Source organism: [Mycobacterium] stephanolepidis (assembly GCF_002356335.1).
Taxonomy (GTDB): domain Bacteria; phylum Actinomycetota; class Actinomycetes; order Mycobacteriales; family Mycobacteriaceae; genus Mycobacterium; species Mycobacterium stephanolepidis.
On sequence record NZ_AP018165.1, the window covers coordinates 1,589,049 to 1,606,471 of the forward strand.

General features: G+C 65.7%; 17 protein-coding genes. 14 read left to right on the forward strand and 3 right to left on the reverse strand.

The features are described 5' to 3' along the window. Positions 1 to 28: 28 nt before the first annotated feature. The 5 genes from MSTE_RS07910 to MSTE_RS07930 all read left to right on the forward strand — a co-directional run bounded on the left by MSTE_RS07910 (position 29) and on the right by MSTE_RS07930 (position 8,203). Complete coding sequence (locus tag MSTE_RS07910; protein WP_096500265.1) at positions 29 to 2,668, forward strand: valine--tRNA ligase; 2,640 nt, start codon at positions 29 to 31, stop codon at positions 2,666 to 2,668. Beyond that, on the forward strand, positions 2,665 to 4,101 hold the full coding sequence (gene folC / locus MSTE_RS07915; protein ID WP_096500267.1) for a bifunctional tetrahydrofolate synthase/dihydrofolate synthase: 1,437 nt from the start codon (positions 2,665 to 2,667) through the stop codon (positions 4,099 to 4,101). Before MSTE_RS07910 ends, folC begins: the two co-directional genes overlap by 4 nt. Positions 4,102 to 4,175: 74 nt before the next feature. Further along, positions 4,176 to 4,520 carry a DUF4233 domain-containing protein gene (locus tag MSTE_RS07920; RefSeq protein WP_096505607.1) on the forward strand — a complete coding sequence of 115 codons (345 nt, stop codon included), beginning with the start codon at positions 4,176 to 4,178 and terminating at the stop codon, positions 4,518 to 4,520. A 10-nt stretch (positions 4,521 to 4,530) separates the two neighbouring features. Then, entirely contained in the window at positions 4,531 to 4,941 is a 411-nt protein-coding gene (gene ndk, locus MSTE_RS07925; RefSeq protein WP_078298456.1) for a nucleoside-diphosphate kinase, read from the forward strand. A gap of 409 nt (positions 4,942 to 5,350) precedes the next feature. Beyond that, positions 5,351 to 8,203 carry a translation initiation factor IF-2 N-terminal domain-containing protein gene (locus MSTE_RS07930; protein WP_096500269.1) on the forward strand — a complete coding sequence of 951 codons (2,853 nt, stop codon included), beginning with the start codon at positions 5,351 to 5,353 and terminating at the stop codon, positions 8,201 to 8,203. Positions 8,204 to 8,217: 14 nt separating this feature from the next. Here MSTE_RS07930 and MSTE_RS07935 read toward each other — a convergent pair whose 3' ends face one another. Both MSTE_RS07935 and MSTE_RS07940 read right to left on the reverse strand, forming a co-directional pair. Next, positions 8,218 to 8,550 carry a heme-binding protein gene (locus MSTE_RS07935; protein WP_096500271.1) on the reverse strand — a complete coding sequence of 111 codons (333 nt, stop codon included), beginning with the start codon at positions 8,548 to 8,550 and terminating at the stop codon, positions 8,218 to 8,220. 46 nt (positions 8,551 to 8,596) lie between these two features. Next, positions 8,597 to 8,932 carry a hypothetical protein gene (locus tag MSTE_RS07940; RefSeq protein WP_096500273.1) on the reverse strand — a complete coding sequence of 112 codons (336 nt, stop codon included), beginning with the start codon at positions 8,930 to 8,932 and terminating at the stop codon, positions 8,597 to 8,599. A 314-nt stretch (positions 8,933 to 9,246) separates the two neighbouring features. On the opposite strand from MSTE_RS07940, the gene rplU reads away from it, so the two are divergent. From rplU to MSTE_RS07980, 8 genes are all read left to right on the forward strand, one after another. After that, on the forward strand, positions 9,247 to 9,558 hold the full coding sequence (gene rplU / locus MSTE_RS07945; RefSeq protein WP_078291167.1) for a 50S ribosomal protein L21: 312 nt from the start codon (positions 9,247 to 9,249) through the stop codon (positions 9,556 to 9,558). 12 nt (positions 9,559 to 9,570) lie between these two features. After that, on the forward strand, positions 9,571 to 9,828 hold the full coding sequence (gene rpmA / locus MSTE_RS07950) for a 50S ribosomal protein L27 (RefSeq protein ID WP_030095129.1): 258 nt from the start codon (positions 9,571 to 9,573) through the stop codon (positions 9,826 to 9,828). Between the two features lie 55 nt (positions 9,829 to 9,883). Then, entirely contained in the window at positions 9,884 to 11,332 is a 1,449-nt protein-coding gene (gene obgE / locus MSTE_RS07955) for a GTPase ObgE (protein ID WP_096500275.1), read from the forward strand. After that, the gene (gene proB, locus MSTE_RS07960; RefSeq protein WP_096500277.1) at positions 11,329 to 12,435 is read left to right on the forward strand and encodes a glutamate 5-kinase; all 1,107 of its coding nucleotides are present in this window, start codon (positions 11,329 to 11,331) and stop codon (positions 12,433 to 12,435) included. Before obgE ends, proB begins: the two co-directional genes overlap by 4 nt. A gap of 89 nt (positions 12,436 to 12,524) precedes the next feature. Continuing rightward, positions 12,525 to 13,163, forward strand: coding sequence for a hypothetical protein (locus MSTE_RS07965; protein ID WP_096500279.1), 639 nt, complete (start codon positions 12,525 to 12,527; stop codon positions 13,161 to 13,163). Positions 13,164 to 13,190: 27 nt separating this feature from the next. Further along, positions 13,191 to 13,814, forward strand: coding sequence for a hypothetical protein (locus MSTE_RS07970; protein ID WP_096500281.1), 624 nt, complete (start codon positions 13,191 to 13,193; stop codon positions 13,812 to 13,814). A 171-nt stretch (positions 13,815 to 13,985) separates the two neighbouring features. Next, a complete protein-coding gene (locus MSTE_RS07975) occupies positions 13,986 to 14,579 on the forward strand; it encodes a hypothetical protein (RefSeq protein WP_096500283.1) in 594 nt (197 codons plus the stop codon). Positions 14,580 to 14,649: 70 nt separating this feature from the next. Continuing rightward, positions 14,650 to 15,192, forward strand: coding sequence for a hypothetical protein (locus MSTE_RS07980; RefSeq protein WP_096500285.1), 543 nt, complete (start codon positions 14,650 to 14,652; stop codon positions 15,190 to 15,192). Between the two features lies 1 nt (position 15,193). On the opposite strand, the gene MSTE_RS07985 is transcribed toward MSTE_RS07980, so the two are convergent. Then, positions 15,194 to 16,060, reverse strand: coding sequence for a ribokinase (locus MSTE_RS07985; RefSeq protein WP_096500287.1), 867 nt, complete (start codon positions 16,058 to 16,060; stop codon positions 15,194 to 15,196). A 56-nt stretch (positions 16,061 to 16,116) separates the two neighbouring features. On the opposite strand from MSTE_RS07985, the gene MSTE_RS07990 reads away from it, so the two are divergent. After that, complete coding sequence (locus tag MSTE_RS07990; RefSeq protein WP_096500289.1) at positions 16,117 to 17,421, forward strand: glutamate-5-semialdehyde dehydrogenase; 1,305 nt, start codon at positions 16,117 to 16,119, stop codon at positions 17,419 to 17,421. The last annotated feature ends 2 nt before the right edge of the window (positions 17,422 to 17,423 follow it).

Here is a 17,423-nt window from a genome sequence, read left to right on the forward strand (position 1 = left end):
CGCGACAGACAACCCTAGAATCTGATGGGTGACCCAAAGCCCTGATACGAACGCCGCCAGCTCCCTGCCCACCTCATGGGACCCGGGAGCGGTAGAGGCGGATCTCTATCAGGGCTGGGTGGACGCCGGATACTTCACCGCCGACCCCACCAGCGACAAGCCTGGCTACTCGATTGTGCTGCCACCTCCCAACGTCACCGGCAGCCTGCACATGGGCCATGCGCTCGACCACACCCTCATGGACGCGCTGACCCGCCGCAAACGTATGCAGGGTTACGAGGTGCTGTGGCTGCCGGGCATGGACCATGCGGGAATCGCCACCCAATCGGTGGTGGAAAAGCAGCTGGCCGCCGACGGCAAGACCAAAGAGGACTTCGGCCGTGAGCTGTTCATCGACAAGGTGTGGGACTGGAAGCGTGAGTCCGGCGGCACCATCGGCGGGCAGATGCGTCGTCTCGGTGACGGTGTGGACTGGAGCCGCGATCGATTCACCATGGACGAGGGCCTGTCCCGTGCGGTGCGCACCATTTTCAAGAAGCTCTTCGACGCCGGGCTGATCTACCGGGCCGAACGGCTGGTCAACTGGTCGCCCGAGCTGAAGACCGCGATATCGGACCTGGAGGTCAAGTACGACGAGGTCGAGGGCGAGCTGGTGTCCTTCCGGTACGGCTCCCTCGACGACAATGAGCCGCACCTGGTGGTGGCGACCACTCGTCTGGAAACGATGCTGGGTGACACCGCAATCGCTGTGCATCCCGATGACGAGCGCTACCGGCATCTTGTCGGCACCGAGCTCCCGCATCCGTTCCAGGACCGCAGCATCCCGATCGTCGCCGACACCCATGTCGACCCCGAATTCGGTACCGGCGCGGTCAAGGTCACGCCCGCTCACGACCCGAACGACTTCGAGATCGGTTTGCGACACGGCTTGCCGATGCCCACCATCATGGACATCCACGGCCGCATCTGCGACAGCGGAACGCAATTCGACGGCATGGACCGGTTCGAGGCGCGGGTCAAGGTGCGCGAGGCGCTGGCCGAGCAGGGGCGCATCGTCGCCGAGAAGCGCCCGTACCTACACAGCGTCGGGCACTCCGAACGCTCGGGTGAACCCATCGAGCCACGTCTTTCCCTGCAGTGGTGGGTCAAGGTCGAGTCGCTGGCCAAGGCCGCCGGCGATGCGGTCCGCAACCGCGACACCGTGATTCACCCCGCCAGCCTGGAGCCGCGCTGGTTCGCCTGGGTCGACGACATGCATGACTGGTGCATTTCTCGTCAGCTGTGGTGGGGCCACCGCATTCCCATCTGGCATGGCCCCGACGGCGAGATCGTGTGTCTGGGACCCGACGAGACCCCGCCCGAGGGCTACGTGCAGGACCCCGACGTGCTCGACACCTGGTTCTCCTCGGCGCTGTGGCCGTTCTCCACCATGGGATGGCCCGATGCCACCCCGGAGCTGGAGAAGTTCTATCCCACAAGCGTTCTCGTCACCGGATACGACATCATCTTCTTCTGGGTGGCTCGGATGATGATGTTCGGCACCTTTGTGGCCGACGATCCGGTGCTGCACGGGGGCAAGGTGCCTTTCGACAACGTCTTCCTGCACGGTCTGATCCGCGATCAGTTCGGCCAGAAGATGAGCAAGTCCAAGGGCAACGGCATCGACCCGCTGGACTGGGTGGAGATGTTCGGCGCGGATGCGTTGCGCTTCACTCTGGCCCGTGGCGCCAGCCCCGGTGGTGACCTGTCCATCGGCGAGGACGCGGCGCGCGCCTCGCGCAACTTCACCACGAAGTTGTTCAATGCCACCCGATTCGCGTTGATGAACGGTGCCGCACTGGGTGAGCTGCCCGCCGCGGCCGAGCTCACCGACGCCGACCGGTGGATCCTGGGCCGCCTCGAACAGGTTCGGGCCGAGGTGGACACCGCGCTCGATCGGTACGAATTCAGCGTGGCCTGCGAGGCGCTGTATCACTTCGCCTGGGACGAGTTCTGTGACTGGTACCTGGAATTGGCCAAGGTGCAGTTGGCCGAGAAGCCCGACAGCACCCGCATTGTGCTGGCGACGGTGCTGGACACCCTGCTGCGGCTGCTGCATCCGGTGATCCCGTTCGTTACCGAGGTGCTGTGGAAGACGGTCACCGGCCAGGAGTCGGTGGTCATCGCCGCGTGGCCGACCGAATCCGGTATCGAGCTGGACGACGTTGCCGTGCAGCGCATCGCCGACATGCAGAAGCTGGTGACCGAGGTCCGTCGGTTCCGCAGCGATCAGGGTCTGGGCGACCGGCAGAAGGTCGCGGCCCGGCTGGCCGGTGTCTCGGCGGCCGGCCTGGACGGCCAGCTCGCCGCCGTGACCTCGTTGGCCTGGTTGACCCCGGCCGGGGAGGGTTTCAGCCCGACGGCCTCGGTGGAGGTCCGACTGTCCGGTGCCACCGTGACCGTCGAGGTCGACACCTCCGGCACCGTCGACGTCGAGGCGGAACGCCGACGACTGGAGAAGGATCTGGCCGCCGCGCGCAAGGAACTCGACGGCACCACAAGCAAACTGGGCAACGATGCCTTCCTGGCGAAGGCGCCCGACGCCGTCGTCGAGAAGATCCGGGCCCGTCAACAGGTGGCCACCGAGGAGGTCGAGCGGATCACCGCTCGTTTGGCAGGGCTGGCGTGAGCGAGTCATTGGGTATCGAGCCCTCGCCCGACGAGATCGCGGCCCTGCTGCAGATCGAGTATCTGCTTGACCAGCGCTGGCCCGAAACGAAGATCGAACCGTCGACCGACCGCATCGTCGCGCTGATGGAACTGCTGGGTTCGCCCCAGCGGGCGTATCCGTGCATCCATGTCGCCGGGACCAATGGCAAGACCTCGGTGACGCGAATGATCGACGCGCTGCTGACGGCACTGCACCGGCGCACCGGACGCACCACCAGCCCGCACCTGCAGTCGGCCGTCGAACGCATCGCCATTGACGGTCAACCGATCTCACCGGCGAAGTACGTGGAGATCTACGCCGAGATCGAGCCGTTCGTGGAATTGGTGGACAAGCGGTCGCAGGAGCAGGGCGGGCCCGCGATGAGCAAGTTCGAGGTGCTGGTCGCCATGGCGTTTGTGGCGTTCGCGGATGCGCCCGTCGATATCGCAGTGGTTGAAGTCGGGCTTGGCGGGCGTTGGGACGCCACCAACATCATCGACGCCCCGGTCGCCGTCATCACCCCGATCGGTATCGACCATGTCGAGTTCCTGGGCCCGGACCTTGCGTCCATCGCCAATGAAAAGGCCGGAATCATCAAGCGGCACAAACTTGACGCGATGACCGGTGAGGCGGGTCCCGATACGGTTGCCGTCATCGCCCAACAGGCCCCCGAGGCGATGGAGGTGCTGCTGCGCCAGACCGTGGAAGCGGATGCGGCCGTGGCTCGCGAAGGCTCTGAGTTCTCGGTGTTGTCGCGTCAGGTCGCGGTGGGCGGACAGGTGCTCGAACTGCAGGGACTCGGCGGGGTCTACTCGGAGATATTCCTGCCCCTGCACGGTGAGCATCAGGCGCATAACGCGGCGGTCGCGCTCGCCGCGGTGGAGGCGTTCTTCGGTGCGGGTACCGACCGTCAGCTCGATATCGATGCGATACGAGCAGGATTCGCATCGGTGATCGTTCCCGGGCGGCTTGAGCGGGTGCGCAGCGCCCCCGCGGTCTTCTTGGACGCCGCGCACAATCCCCATGGTGCGGCCGCGTTGGCGGACACACTGCAGTCGGAGTTCGACTTCCGGCGTCTGGTCGGTGTGATCAGTGTGATGGCCGACAAGGACGTGCCCGGAATTCTCGCCGCGCTTGAGCCCGCGTTCGACGAGATCGTGGTGACACACAACGGTTCTCCGCGCGCATTGGAGACGGATGCGTTGGCCGGTATCGCTCTGGAACTCTTCGGTGAGGACCGCGTTGTCGTCGCGCCCACATTGCTCGACGCCATCGAAACCGCCACCGCGATGGTGGAGGAGGCCGCCGAAGATGGGGGAGCGGAAGGTTTTTCCGGCACCGGCATCGTCATCACCGGGTCGGTCGTCACCGCGGGTGCGGCACGGACACTGTTCGGAAAGGATCCGCGGTGAGCAACCCCGAGGGTGCGAATCAGGAGAAGGACGGCCAAGCTCCGGTCGATCCTTGGCGGGGATTTCGTGGCGTGATGGCGGGCACGCTCATCCTGGAGACCATCGTGGTGCTGTTGGCAGTTCCGGTGGTCAAAATGGTGGGCGGCGGGCTCTCGCCGTTGTCGCTGGTCTACCTGATCGGGGTAGCCGTCGCCATGATCCTGCTGTCGGGTATGCAGGGCCGGCCGTGGGCACTTCAGGCCAACCTGGCACTCCAGGTGGTACTGGTGGCGGGTTTCTTCGTGCACGCCGCCATCGGCTTCGTCGGGTTGTTGTTTCTGGGTGTCTGGTTGCTGATCTGGTACATGCGTAACCAGGTCCGCGACCGTCAGGGCCGCGGGGAGCTGCCGGGTCAGCAGGGGACTACTATCGACCAGTAGGCTGTCGCCCGTGACTGAGCGGACGCTGGTTTTGATCAAGCCCGATGGTGTGCGGCGGGGACTTGTCGGTGAGGTGCTGAACCGTATTGAGCGCAAGGGCCTGACACTGGCTGCCCTTGAGCTCAAGAACGTCGATGAGTCGCTGGCAAGCGCGCACTATGCCGAGCACAAGGAGAAGCCGTTCTTCGGCTCGCTGCTGGAATTCATCACCTCGGGGCCCGTGGTGGCAGCCGTGCTGGAGGGGCCGCGTGCCATCGCCGCCTTCCGCCAGCTCGCCGGTGGCACCGATCCCGTCGAGAAGGCCGCGACCGGCAGCATCCGCGGCGACTTCGCCCTGGAGACCCAGGAGAACCTGGTGCACGGATCCGACTCACCTGAGTCGGCGGCGCGTGAGATCGCGCTCTGGTTCCCGGCCCTCTGACCCAATCCATCTGATCTGAATCCGCGAGTGTGCGGTTTGCATCGATTTCTCCTGAAATCTCGACGTAAATCGCACACTCGCTTCGTTTTGTGCCCCCACGGATCGCGCGGGTTCATGGCTTGGTGCCCACCGTCTGATTCGTATGGGATACTGAGTGTGGGCCACGGCACTTCGACCCCACTAGGGGCCGGCCGGAAACCCGAATGACGACACGGCGAGCGCGATTACCATTGCAGCACGTCAAGCCATCATTCCAGCCAGGCACTGGGTGGGTTCGGAACTGCGGTATCGCAGCTACGGATCGCTCGGAGCAAGACCCCCACAAACCCGGACCTAGCCCGGGTACATAGAGAGAAAGCCCTCGCGTGGCCGCGTCTAAAGGACGCGCCCGGGGGCTTGAGGAGAATAAGTGGCCGACTATGAGCTACCAGAAGACCTACACACCAGCGCTCCAGAAGGGGAACACGCCGCGCTAGCGCCGGACACCCCGAAAGCCCCTGCTGAGCAGGGAGAACTACCCGAGAAGCTGAGGGTGCACACCCTGGCGCGCGTTCTCGGGACCTCCACCCGCCGCGTGCTCGATGCGCTGTCCAAGCTGGACGGGCGCGCCCGCAGCCCCCATTCCAACGTCGACAAGCAGGATGCCGCCAAGGTGCGCGAGGCGCTTGCCGGCGAGGCGGAACCCGCCGCTGCCGCGCAGGCCGTAGATCCGGCACCGGTGGAGACTGAGACCCCGACGCAGGCCGCAGACCCGGCACCGGCGGAGAGTCCGGCCGAGGATCCCGACAACCCACCGACCGCGCCGATTCTCGTCGCGGAGCCGACCATCATCGAGGCCGCGGCGGTACCGACCCAGGCGACCGCAGGACCTACCGCGTACGACTACGGGCCGCTCTTCGTGGCCCCACAGGCTCCCGAGCCGCAGGAGGATCGCCCCGCGCCCGCTGTAGCGGCGAGCGCAGAGGATGTCGATGAGGACTCCGGTGACGGAGACGATCCCGAGGCCGAGGGTGACGGTGACCGGCCGGCCAACCGGCGCAGGCGGCGGGGACGTCGCGGACGCGGACGTGGCCGTGGCGAGCAGGCCGGCGGCGACGGTTCCGACGAATCCTCCGAGGACTCCGCAGCCGAGGGCGGCGAGACCGCCGACGATGAGGACGCTGCCGAGAACGCCGATGGTGATGCCGCTGCGGCAGACGGCGACGAATCGAATGCCGAAGATGGTGACACGCCCGAGGGTGCCAGTCGTCGTCGGCGTCGTCGGCGCCGCCGCAAGGCCGGAAGTGGTGACGAGGGTGACAGCGCGTCGGAGGACGATCCGCCGAACACCGTGGTGCATGAGCGCAAGCCCCGCGCCGAACGAGGCGATGAGATTCAGGGTATTTCCGGATCCACCCGCCTGGAGGCCAAGCGTCAGCGTCGCCGCGACGGGCGTGATGCCGGACGGCGCCGCCCACCGATCCTGACCGAAGCGGAGTTCCTGGCGCGGCGTGAGGCCGTTGATCGGGTGATGGTGGTTCGGGACAAGACCCGTACCGAGTCACCGCACGAGGGCGCCCGGTACACGCAGATCGCTGTCCTGGAGGACGGTGTGCTCGTCGAGCACTTCGTGACTTCGGCTGCGTCCGCGTCGCTGGTGGGCAACATCTACCTCGGTGTCGTGCAGAACGTGCTGCCCTCGATGGAGGCCGCCTTCGTCGACATCGGCCGTGGTCGCAACGGTGTGCTGTACGCCGGTGAGGTCAACTGGGATGCCGCCGGTCTGGGCGGCTCGAACCGCAAGATCGAACAGGCGCTCAAGTCGGGCGACTACGTCTTGGTTCAGGTCAGCAAGGACCCGGTGGGGCACAAGGGCGCCCGACTGACCACCCAGATCTCGCTGGCGGGTCGTTATCTGGTGTACGTGCCCGGTGCGTCCTCGACCGGAATCAGCCGCAAGCTCCCGGACACCGAACGGCAGCGTCTCAAGGAGATCCTGCGCGATATCGTCCCCTCGGATGCCGGCGTCATCATTCGCACCGCGTCGGAAGGCGTGCGCGAAGAGGACATTCGCGCCGATGTCCAACGGCTGCAAGAACAGTGGCAGGGCATCGAGCAGCGCTCGACGGAACTCTCCGCCAAAGCTTCCGGTGCCGCCATGGCGCTCTACGAGGAGCCCGATGTACTGGTCAAGGTGGTCCGCGACCTGTTCAATGAGGACTTCTCCAAGCTCATCATCGAAGGTGATGCGGCGTGGGGCACCATCGATGAGTATGTGAAAACCGTTGCTCCAGAACTTCTTTCGCGTATCAACCGGTATGAGCCCGCCGATGGTCCGGACGTCTTCGCGGTGCACCGCATCGATGAGCAGCTGGCCAAGGCGCTGGACCGCAAGGTGTGGTTGCCCTCCGGCGGCACGCTCGTCATCGACCGCACAGAGGCCATGACGGTTGTCGACGTCAACACCGGAAAATTCACGGGTGCCGGCGGCAACCTGGAGGAGACGGTCACCCGCAACAACCTGGAAGCGGCCGAGGAAACCGTTCGGCAGTTGCGCCTGCGCGACGTCGGCGGGATCGTCGTCATCGACTTCATCGACATGGTGCTCGAATCGAACCGGGATCTGGTGCTTCGGCGCCTGACCGAGGCACTGGGCCGCGATCGCACCCGCCACCAGGTGTCGGAAGTGACATCGCTGGGTCTGGTGCAGCTGACTCGTAAGAAACTCGGTACGGGCCTCATCGAGGCGTTCTCGTCGACCTGCGCGCACTGCGCGGGGCGCGGCATCGTGCTGCACGTCGACCCGGTCGATAACGCCGGCACGGCGGCCACCGGCGCCAAGAAGCCGGAGACCGGGCGGCGCGCCAAGCGTTCCCGCAAGGGCAAGGCGGATGAGCCCGAAGTGGTGGTCGCGCGCACCCCACCCCACCCGCAGGGCGAGCACCCGATGTTCAAGGCGATGGCGGCGGCGAACGGCCACCACGAGGACGACGAAGACGGCTTCTTGGCCGAGGACGTGCCGGATAACGACGTGATCGACGAGGTCGACGAGATGGTCGAGGTCGTGCAGAGCGCGCAGACTTCGGGTACCCCAGAGGCGGAGCCCGAGCCCGCCGACGGTGACGTCGGGCGGGAAACCGAGCCCGAAAACGTGGCCGAGGTGTCCTCCGACGAGTCAGCCGAGCCCGCTGTGCCCGAACCTGAGCCCGCTGCTAAGGCGCCTAGCAGGCCTCGGCGGAGGCGGTCCGCTGCGCGTGCGGCCGGGCCTCCGGTCGAGCACTAGGCCCGGGCCTGCGGCTACTTGCAGCGCTCCCGGAAGTCGCCAAGCGGTTGACGGATCTCCTGTAGATCCTCTTTGACCTGCGGATTTTCGTCTAGGTACTGCCGTGCCTTGTCGCGGACCTGGTCCTTGGGCTGGCCCTTCAGACTCGTGAAGAACTCGTTCACGTCGGGATGCGTGAACAGGTATGTCGATGTCGCGGCCGAGACGCCCGTTGCGACCCCCGCCATATCGGCGGCGGTGCAGTTGGGCGGTGGATCGGCGGCTGCGATGGCGGTTCCGTTCAGAGTTAGCGTGGCGACCACGCCGAGTAGCCCCACGGCTGTCCTGCTTGCGGTCCATGCTGCCATCTTGACTCCTCTGCAATCGAATTCTTCACTGCGAGAACGATATTGATCAACGTGGACCGATGCCGCCTCCGCCACCGCCTCCGGGTCGGCCGGGCCGCCCGAAGTCGGGGGGCGGCGACGGATTGACGGTGGGGGGTCTGTATTCGGAACCGAGGATGACGTCCATTCCCCAGTTGTCGCAGTACCAGTCGTTCTCGCAGGGGTAGGGGACATACGGCGTCGAGGATGTCGTGCTTCCGCCACCGCGGACATCGCCTTGTGCGCACAAGGTGGTGCCATTGGCGTTCACGCAGTCGGCCGTGGAGGGCGGTGCCGCGGTCATGCTCAACACGGGCAGGACTGCGACCAGGGCGGCCGAGAGATAGGGCCGGATCATGCGCACCGTCAATACCTCCGCACTCAGAGGAGCCGATCGCCGGCTGACCTATAGGTTGATCAGCGACGTCCCGGGCTCGGTGAGGTGAGTGTAGTTCCGATCACGGCCCGTGAGAGTGCGAACGGGTTGCGAGAGCGCCGAACAGAGGGTGCCGGTTTGACCCTTAGCCTGCTGGTCACGTAGCCTTGAGCAGTTGTCACGAGGCTTCCGGCCCGCGGCATGCGGGCTAGCGGAAGAACCGAGCGGGCCCACCCACGATCCAGATGCGCCAGCCGACCTGGTTGCGCGCGTCCGAAGAGCAGAGCAGAGGTAGCGCAACGATGGCGACGTACGCAATCGTCAAGACCGGTGGCAAGCAGTACAAGGTTGCCGTCGGTGACGTGTTGAAGGTCGAGAAGATCGAATCGGAGCCCGGTTCCTCGGTGCAGCTGCCCGTCGCTCTGGTCGTGGACGGTGCCACCGTCACCACTGACGCAGACAAGCTGGCCAAGGTGGCTGTGACCGGGGAGATCCTCGAGCACACCAAGGGCCCGAAGATTCGCATCCACAAGTTCAAGAACAAGACCGGCTACCACAAGCGGCAGGGTCACCGTCAGCCGTTGACCGTGCTCAAGGTCACCGGGATCAAGTAGAGGATTTGACTCATGGCACACAAGAAGGGCGCGTCCAGCTCGCGCAACGGTCGTGACTCCGCCGCACAGCGGCTCGGCGTCAAGCGGTTCGGTGGCCAGCTCGTCAAGGCCGGCGAGATCCTGGTCCGTCAGCGCGGCACCCACTTCCACCCCGGCGTGAACGTCGGGCGTGGCGGCGATGACACCCTGTTCGCGACCTCTGCGGGCACCGTCGAGTTCGGCGCTCGCCGTGGTCGCCGGGTCGTCAACATCCTCCCGGTCGACGCTTAATTGGTGTTCTGTGTTCGGAGTATGACCGGACACAGAACAGTGTGAAGGAGGCTTCATGCCTCGTTTTGTTGACCGTGTTGTCATCCATGCCAAGGCAGGTACCGGTGGTCACGGGTGCGCTTCGGTGCACCGTGAGAAGTTCAAACCACTCGGCGGGCCTGACGGCGGTAACGGCGGTCGCGGCGGCAGCGTAATTCTGGAAGTGGACCCGCAGGTGCATACCCTGCTGGACTTCCATTTTCATCCGCATGTGCAGGCACCCAACGGCTCGCAGGGCATGGGCGGCCACCGCAGCGGCGCCAACGGCGACGACCTGATTCTCAAGGTGCCCGACGGCACCGTCGTGCTCGACGATGACGGCCGAATCCTCGCCGACTTGGTCGGAGCCGGTACACGTTTCGACGCGGTCGCCGGTGGCCGGGGCGGATTGGGCAACGCCGCATTGGCGTCCCGCGCCCGCAAGGCTCCCGGATTTGCCTTGCTCGGTGAGGCCGGAGCCGAAGCCGAGCTCACTCTCGAACTGAAAACCGTCGCCGATGTGGGGCTGGTCGGATTTCCGTCGGCGGGTAAGTCCTCGCTGGTCTCGGTCCTTTCGGCGGCAAAGCCGAAGATCGCCGACTATCCGTTCACAACATTGGTGCCCAACCTCGGCGTGGTCACCACCGGCGAGCACTCCTTTGTGATGGCCGATGTCCCCGGCCTCATTCCCGGCGCTGCCGATGGGCGCGGGCTGGGTCTGGAATTCCTGCGGCACATCGAGCGCTGCGCGGTGCTGGTTCACGTCGTCGACTGCGCGACGCTCGAGCCGGGCCGTGACCCCGTCTCCGATATCGATGCCCTGGAAAATGAGTTGGCGCGGTACCAACCGACCTTGCAAGCTGATTCTGTGCTGGGTGATCTGGCCGACCGGCCTCGCGCGGTGGTGCTCAACAAGGTTGACGTGCCCGAAGCTGCTGAGCTGGCCGACTTCGTCGCCGAAGAGGTCTCAGCGCGTGGTTGGCCGGTGTTCCAGGTGTCCACGCTGACCCGGGATGGATTGCGTCCGTTGACCTTCGCGCTGTGGGAGATGATCAAGGCGGCCCGCGCGGCACAGCCTGCGCCGGTGAAGACCCGCCCGGTCATTCGGCCCATTCCGGTCGACGAGAGTGGCTTCTCGGTGATTCCCGACCCGCAGAACCCCGGCGGTTTCGTGGTGCGCGGAGTGCGCCCCGAGCGTTGGATCCGTCAGACCAACTTCGAAAACGACGAGGCCGTCGGCTATCTCGGTGATCGGCTGGCACGCCTGGGTGTCGAAGACAAGCTGCTCAAGCTGGGGGCACAGCCCGGCTGTGCGGTGACCATCGGTGACATGACCTTTGACTGGGAGCCGCAGACCCCGGCAGGTGTCGATGTGACCATGAGCGGGCGCGGCACCGATGCACGTATCGACAAGACCGACCGTGTGGGTGCGGCCGAGCGTCGACAGGCCCGGAGGGTGCGCCGCGGGCAGGTGGAGCCGGAGTGAACACGGGTGTGCACGCACGCCAGGCAATTCAGGCGGCACGCACCGTCGTGGTGAAGGTCGGCACCGCCGCCCTCACCGATGCGACCGGAACATTCAGTGCCGACCGGTTGGAATACCTGGTCGAGGCCATCGAGGGCCGGATGAAGGCCGGATCCGATGTGGTGATCGTCTCTTCGGGAGCCATCGCGGCCGGCATGGTTCCGCTCGGACTGACCAAGCGCCCAACGGATCTGGCGACCAAACAGGCGGCGGCCAGTGCGGGACAGGTTGCGCTCATCAGTGCCTGGAGCGCGGCGTTCGCGCGCTATCAGCGCACCGTGGGTCAAGTGTTGTTGACCGCACACGACATCTCCATGCGCGTGCATCACACCAATGCGCAGCGCACACTCGACAGGCTGCGCGCACTGCACGCGGTCGCGGTCGTAAACGAGAACGACACCGTGGCCACCAACGAGATTCGCTTCGGCGATAACGATCGACTGTCTGCGCTCGTGGCCCATCTCGTGGGCGCCGATGCGCTGATCTTGCTCTCCGATATCGACGGGCTCTACGACTCTGACCCCCGGAAGGGGAACGCGCGCTTCATTTCTGAGGTGGCCGACCCGGAGGATCTGGATGGTGTGATCGCTGGCCCGGGTGGTTCCCGTGGCACCGGGGGGATGGCTTCGAAACTCTCCTCGGCGTTACTGGCCGCCGACGCCGGCGTCCCGGTGCTGCTGGCTTCGGCGACCGAGGCGGCGGCCGCGTTGGGGGACGGCTCCTGCGGAACGGTCTTCGCCGCGCGGCCACAACGCATGTCCTCGCGCAAGTTCTGGGTGCGTTACGCGGCCGAGGCGACCGGATCGCTGACCCTCGACGAAGGGGCCGTGCGCGCGGTGGTGGCCTCGCGGCGTTCGTTGCTGCCCGCCGGGATCACCGAGGTATCCGGGCGCTTCCACGGCGGCGATGTCGTCGAACTTCGCGATGCCGAGGGCGCCATGGTCGGTCGTGGCGTGGTGGCCTATGACGCGGCCGAATTGGCGACCATGCTGGGCCGTTCCACCGGTGAGCTGCCCGAGGATCTGCGGCGCCCCGCCGTACACGCCGACGACCTCGTCACCTGAGCGCTTCGCGTATTTGCTCGAAAGAGTGGCGCATCGCAACCGCGCCTGATACAACTTGTCAGCTGGTTCACAGCTTGGGGAGGCTATCGATGGCAAGGCGATTCACCGGATTCGTGAGTGCGGTGGCACTCGTGCTTGGAGCGCTGACCTCGCCGGCAGTTGCCGCCGCGACATCGACCGACGAAAGCCAGATCCGGCAGGTTGTCGCCGCCGAGCTGACCGCACTGCGGGCGCTCGATCCCACCGCCTACGCGCAGAGTTTCTGCGCCGAGCACCGCGACGCGTATGAAGCGTGGATGCAGCGCAATATCACGCCGCCGCCCTTTGAGGACCTTGAGGGCGCCAACTCCAAGCGGCTGACGTCGGTGCTGCACAAGAACTTCCCCTCGGTGTCGGATACCGCGATCAAGGCTTTCGTCGACGCCGTCGCCGACGGCGATCGCGACGCGTATCACCGGACGTGGCTGGGGATTCTGCGGGAAGAGTTCTCCCACTACTCCTATCGGGTGCGACAGGTGGAGATCACCGGCGACCAGGCTGACGTCACGGTTCAAGCCACGTTGGGCAGGGCCTCGGGCACGGTGCAATGGCAGTTCCTTCGCGAGGACGGCGACTGGAAGGACTGCACGGCGCCTCCTGCCGAATCCGATTCGGCGGCACCCACATTGAAGGGTGAAGCGCCCCAAGGGCTTCTCGGTGCGATCGACGATGTGCGTGCCGCGGGATAGCGACGAGAAATTTCAGATCGGAGGACAATGATCGTGTCAAAGAGCGTCTTCACATGGTTGGCCGCTTTTCTCGTGGCCGTTGGGCTGGTCGCACAGACCGCGGTCGCACGTGCCACGCCGGCCGATGAGACCGAGATCCGGGATGTCACCGCCGGACGGCTTTCGGCATTGCAGGCGGTGGACGCGATCCAGTACGCATCGTTCTTCTGCGCCGATGTCCGGGACAAGATCGAATCGGATTGGGGGCAGTCTTTCTCCCCGCCGGAGGTCGGCCGGCTGGAGGGGGCCAACCTCAAGAAGCTGCGCGCGAAGGTTCACGAGGTGTTCCCACTCGCCTCCGATGCCGCCGTTGAGGACTTTGTGACCGCGGTGGACAACCAGGACCAGCAGGCGTTGTCGGCTGCCTGGCACCGTTTCTGGGTGGAGACCTTCGCGCACCTGACCTTCAGGGTCAGCAAGGTGACTGTGACCGGCGATACCGCCAAGGCAACCATCGCGTTCCGTAACACCAGTGGACGCGGGAACGAGCCGAGGAAGTTCGTGCGCGAGGACGGCTTCTGGAAGGACTGCACACCCGAAGCCACGCAGACCGAGACTGCGATCGGCAACGATGAGCCTCTGCTGGAGGCGCTGACCGGCGCTGGGGGCTAGGAAGCTTCCAGTCGGTCGGGGCGCCCACGAGCACGATCCGCGCACCATATTCACTGGTAAGTTTGCTCGGTGAGGGTGCACGAGCTGATCTGTACTGATAGAAATTAGCTCGGAGACGAGTGGGCTATACGAGCGAGGGTTGTCATGGTTTGCCGGAGATGGACCGGAGCGGTGCTGTTGGCGGCACTGTTGTTCGGTGGTGTGGGGTGTACGCAAACGGTGGACGGGGACGGTCAGCCCAACGCTGAGGCGCTCGCGACCGCGCGCGACGAGAATCAGATCAAGGCGCTGATTGCGCAGCAGAACACCTACACGGCCAGCTTCGACTTCGCGAAGCTGGCCGAGACGAAGTGTGCCAAGTACCGGGATGCAACCGCTCAGAGCGGACCGCCCATCCCGCCGATGAGCGAAATCGCGCCGCCGGAGATCGCCACGGTGCCCGGTGCCGGCGATGCGCTGCGGGGGTTGCTGGCGCAGAAGTTCCCGACGGTGCCGCAGGACGTCATCAACGCCGTGGTCGACAGCCTCGTCGCCCAGGATGAGCAGGCGTATCAAGCGGCGATGCGCAATCTGCTGAAGTCGCTCATCACCGTCAAGGTCACCGATGTCCAGAACATCGAAGTCAAGGGCGATCAGGCCACCGCGGACATCACGATCACCACCACCTCCGGGAACAAGACACCCTCCCAGGAGAAGCAGACCGTCAAGTACGTCAAGGAAGACGGAAAGTGGCTGGACTGCGCGCCGCCGAGCGGTGGTGCCTAGTCCGAACGTAACGGACCCGGTGTCCTGCGGCGATAACGTCATGAAGTACTGCCAACCAGGGGAGGGAACCGTGAAGCGCACGCTCGTCGTCACCGCAGCGGCTGCCGCACTGGCAACTTTCGTCGTTCCCATTGCCGATGCGGCACCCAACCGCGACGCGGTGACAGAACATGTGCGGGCCTGGGAAAAGGCATACAACGATGTCGACACCAACAAGATCGGCGACCTGACCTGCGATAAGTATCGCGACCGCGAAATGGCGAACAACGAGTCGCGAATCCCCACGTGGGACGACTTCGTCAAACCGTCGGACCTGTACGCCAAGTTCCCCAAGCTCTCGCAAGGGACCCTCGATCAGCTGCTCGACGCCGCCAAGCGTAAGGACGCCGCAGCCTTTCGGCAGGCATCGGTGCAGGTGGTGCGTGAGAACGCGCATCTGACGGTCACCAACATCGACAAGGTCAACGTCATCGAGGCCAAGAACGCGACGGCGACGGTGACCACGTCGTCGGTGTGGGGCAACGACGCGCCCAAGACCACTACCTCCGACTGGTATCTGACCTACGAGCGTGACGCCTGGCGCTACTGCAACCCCGTGCTGACGGTCCGCTGACTCAGGCTCCTTTGAGCGACAGCTCGATCCTGGCGGCCGATGGCGCGCAGTTCCCGGCGCCCGACCGCAGGGTGGCAAGCGCACCGGCCACATTCGCCCGCCGCAGCGCCGTCTCGGCTCCCTGCGGCCACCAGGCCGCCAGCACCCCGGCGAACACATCGCCGGCGCCGGTGGTGTCGAGGGGCCGCACCGGATACGACGGAACCGTGATCTCACCCTGAGGGCTGCGGTAACGCGATCCTTCGTCGCCCAGCGTGGTCACCAGGTGCCGCGACGGATACAGCCAGGATTTGGCCTCGGTCTCGTTGACGACGACCACGCTCGCGCGAAACGCCAGCTCCGCCAGGTCTGGTGAGCGCACAGGGGCCGGCGAGGCGTTGAGTACGAATTGCTTTCCGGCCTCGGCGGCCCACCGGGCGGCTGTCAGCGCGACCTGAACCGGGATCTCCAACTGGCACAGCAACACATCGTGCGAGCAGATGATGTCCTTGTGCAGCTTCTCGTCCAAGGTGAACGCGCTGTTGGCGCCGGGGGCCACCACGATGCTGTTCTCGCCGGAGTCCTCCACGGTGATGGCGGCCATCCCGCTGGGCCCGTCGACCTCGACGAGCCCGTCGAGGCCAATGTTGTTGTCTTCCAGGTGAGATCGCAGCATCGGTGCGGCACCGTCGGAGCCCACGGCGCCGATGAACTGCACCGAGGCGCCCGCGCGCGCCGCGGCGACGGCTTGATTGGCGCCCTTGCCGCCCGGAGCGGGCAGGGCTGACGTCGCCAGCACCGTCGCACCCGGGGCGGGCAGCTCCTCCACCCGCAACGTCAAATCCATGTTGACGCTGCCGAGGACACATACCGTGGCTAACTCAGTCACCCGCCTAGGCTAGTCCTGGCGCAGCTACATTTCGGGCACCCGGATACCCTGACACGATGAGCGTTTCAACCAACGAGTTGGCCGCACCCACGGCGGACGTCTCCGGCGTCGCCACGGATCTGCGCGCGGACGTTCATGATGCCGCCCGGCGGGCACGGGTCGCGGCCCGCGACTTGGCCAGGCTGACCGCCGACACGAAGAATTCCGCACTGCTGGCGGCGGCCGACGCGATCGTCGCCGCCACCGCGTCGATCATCGTGGCCAATGCCGATGACCTGCAGCGCGCACGCGATGCCGGTATCGGTGCGGCCATGCTTGATCGGCTCGCGCTGGACGATCGCCGGATCATCGGTATTGCCGACGGACTGCGTCAGGTCGCAGGCCTGCCGGACCCTGTCGGCGAGGTGCTGCGGGGCTCCACCCGGCCCAATGGACTGCGGCTGCGTCAGGTCAGAGTGCCGCTCGGAGTCGTCGGCATGGTCTACGAAGGGCGCCCGAACGTCACGGTCGACGCATTCGGTTTGACGCTCAAGTCGGGCAACGCGGTGCTGCTGCGCGGCAGCTCCTCGGCCGCAACCTCCAACACCGAACTCGTGCGGGTGCTGCGCGAATCGCTGATCACCAGTGGGCTGCCCGCCGACACCGTGCAGCTGCTCGACAGCCGAGACCGGGTGACGGTGACCCACCTCATCCAGGCCCGCGGCCTTGTCGACGTCGTGATTCCGCGCGGCGGAGCGGGCCTTATCGATGCCGTGGTCCGTGACGCGCAGGTGCCTACCATCGAAACCGGGGTCGGTAACTGCCACGTGTACGTGCATGCCGATGCCGATCTCGAGCTGGCCGAGCGGATCCTGTTGAACTCCAAGACTCGTCGGCCCAGCGTGTGCAACGCCGCGGAAACTCTCCTGGTCGATCGGGCCATCGCCGAGGTCGCGGTGCCGCGACTGATCGGCGCACTGCAGGCCGCCGGGGTCACGGTTCACGCCGATCTTGCGGTGCCGGGTGTCGTTCCGGTGACCGAGGAGGACTTCGATACCGAGTACCTGTCCCTGGATATCGCGGCCGCCGTGGTCGATGACCTTGACGCTGCGATTCGTCACATCGAGCAGCATTCCAGCGGCCACACCGACGCCATCGTCACCGCAAATCTCGGTGCGGCCCAGGAGTTCACCGACCGCGTCGACAGCGCGGCCGTGATGGTCAACGCCTCTACCGCGTTCACCGATGGCGAGCAGTTCGGGTTCGGTGCAGAGATCGGCATCTCCACCCAGAAGTTGCATGCCCGTGGCCCCATGGGGCTGCCCGAACTGACCACCACTAAGTGGATCGTCCTCGGAGACGGTCAGATCCGCCCCGCCTAACA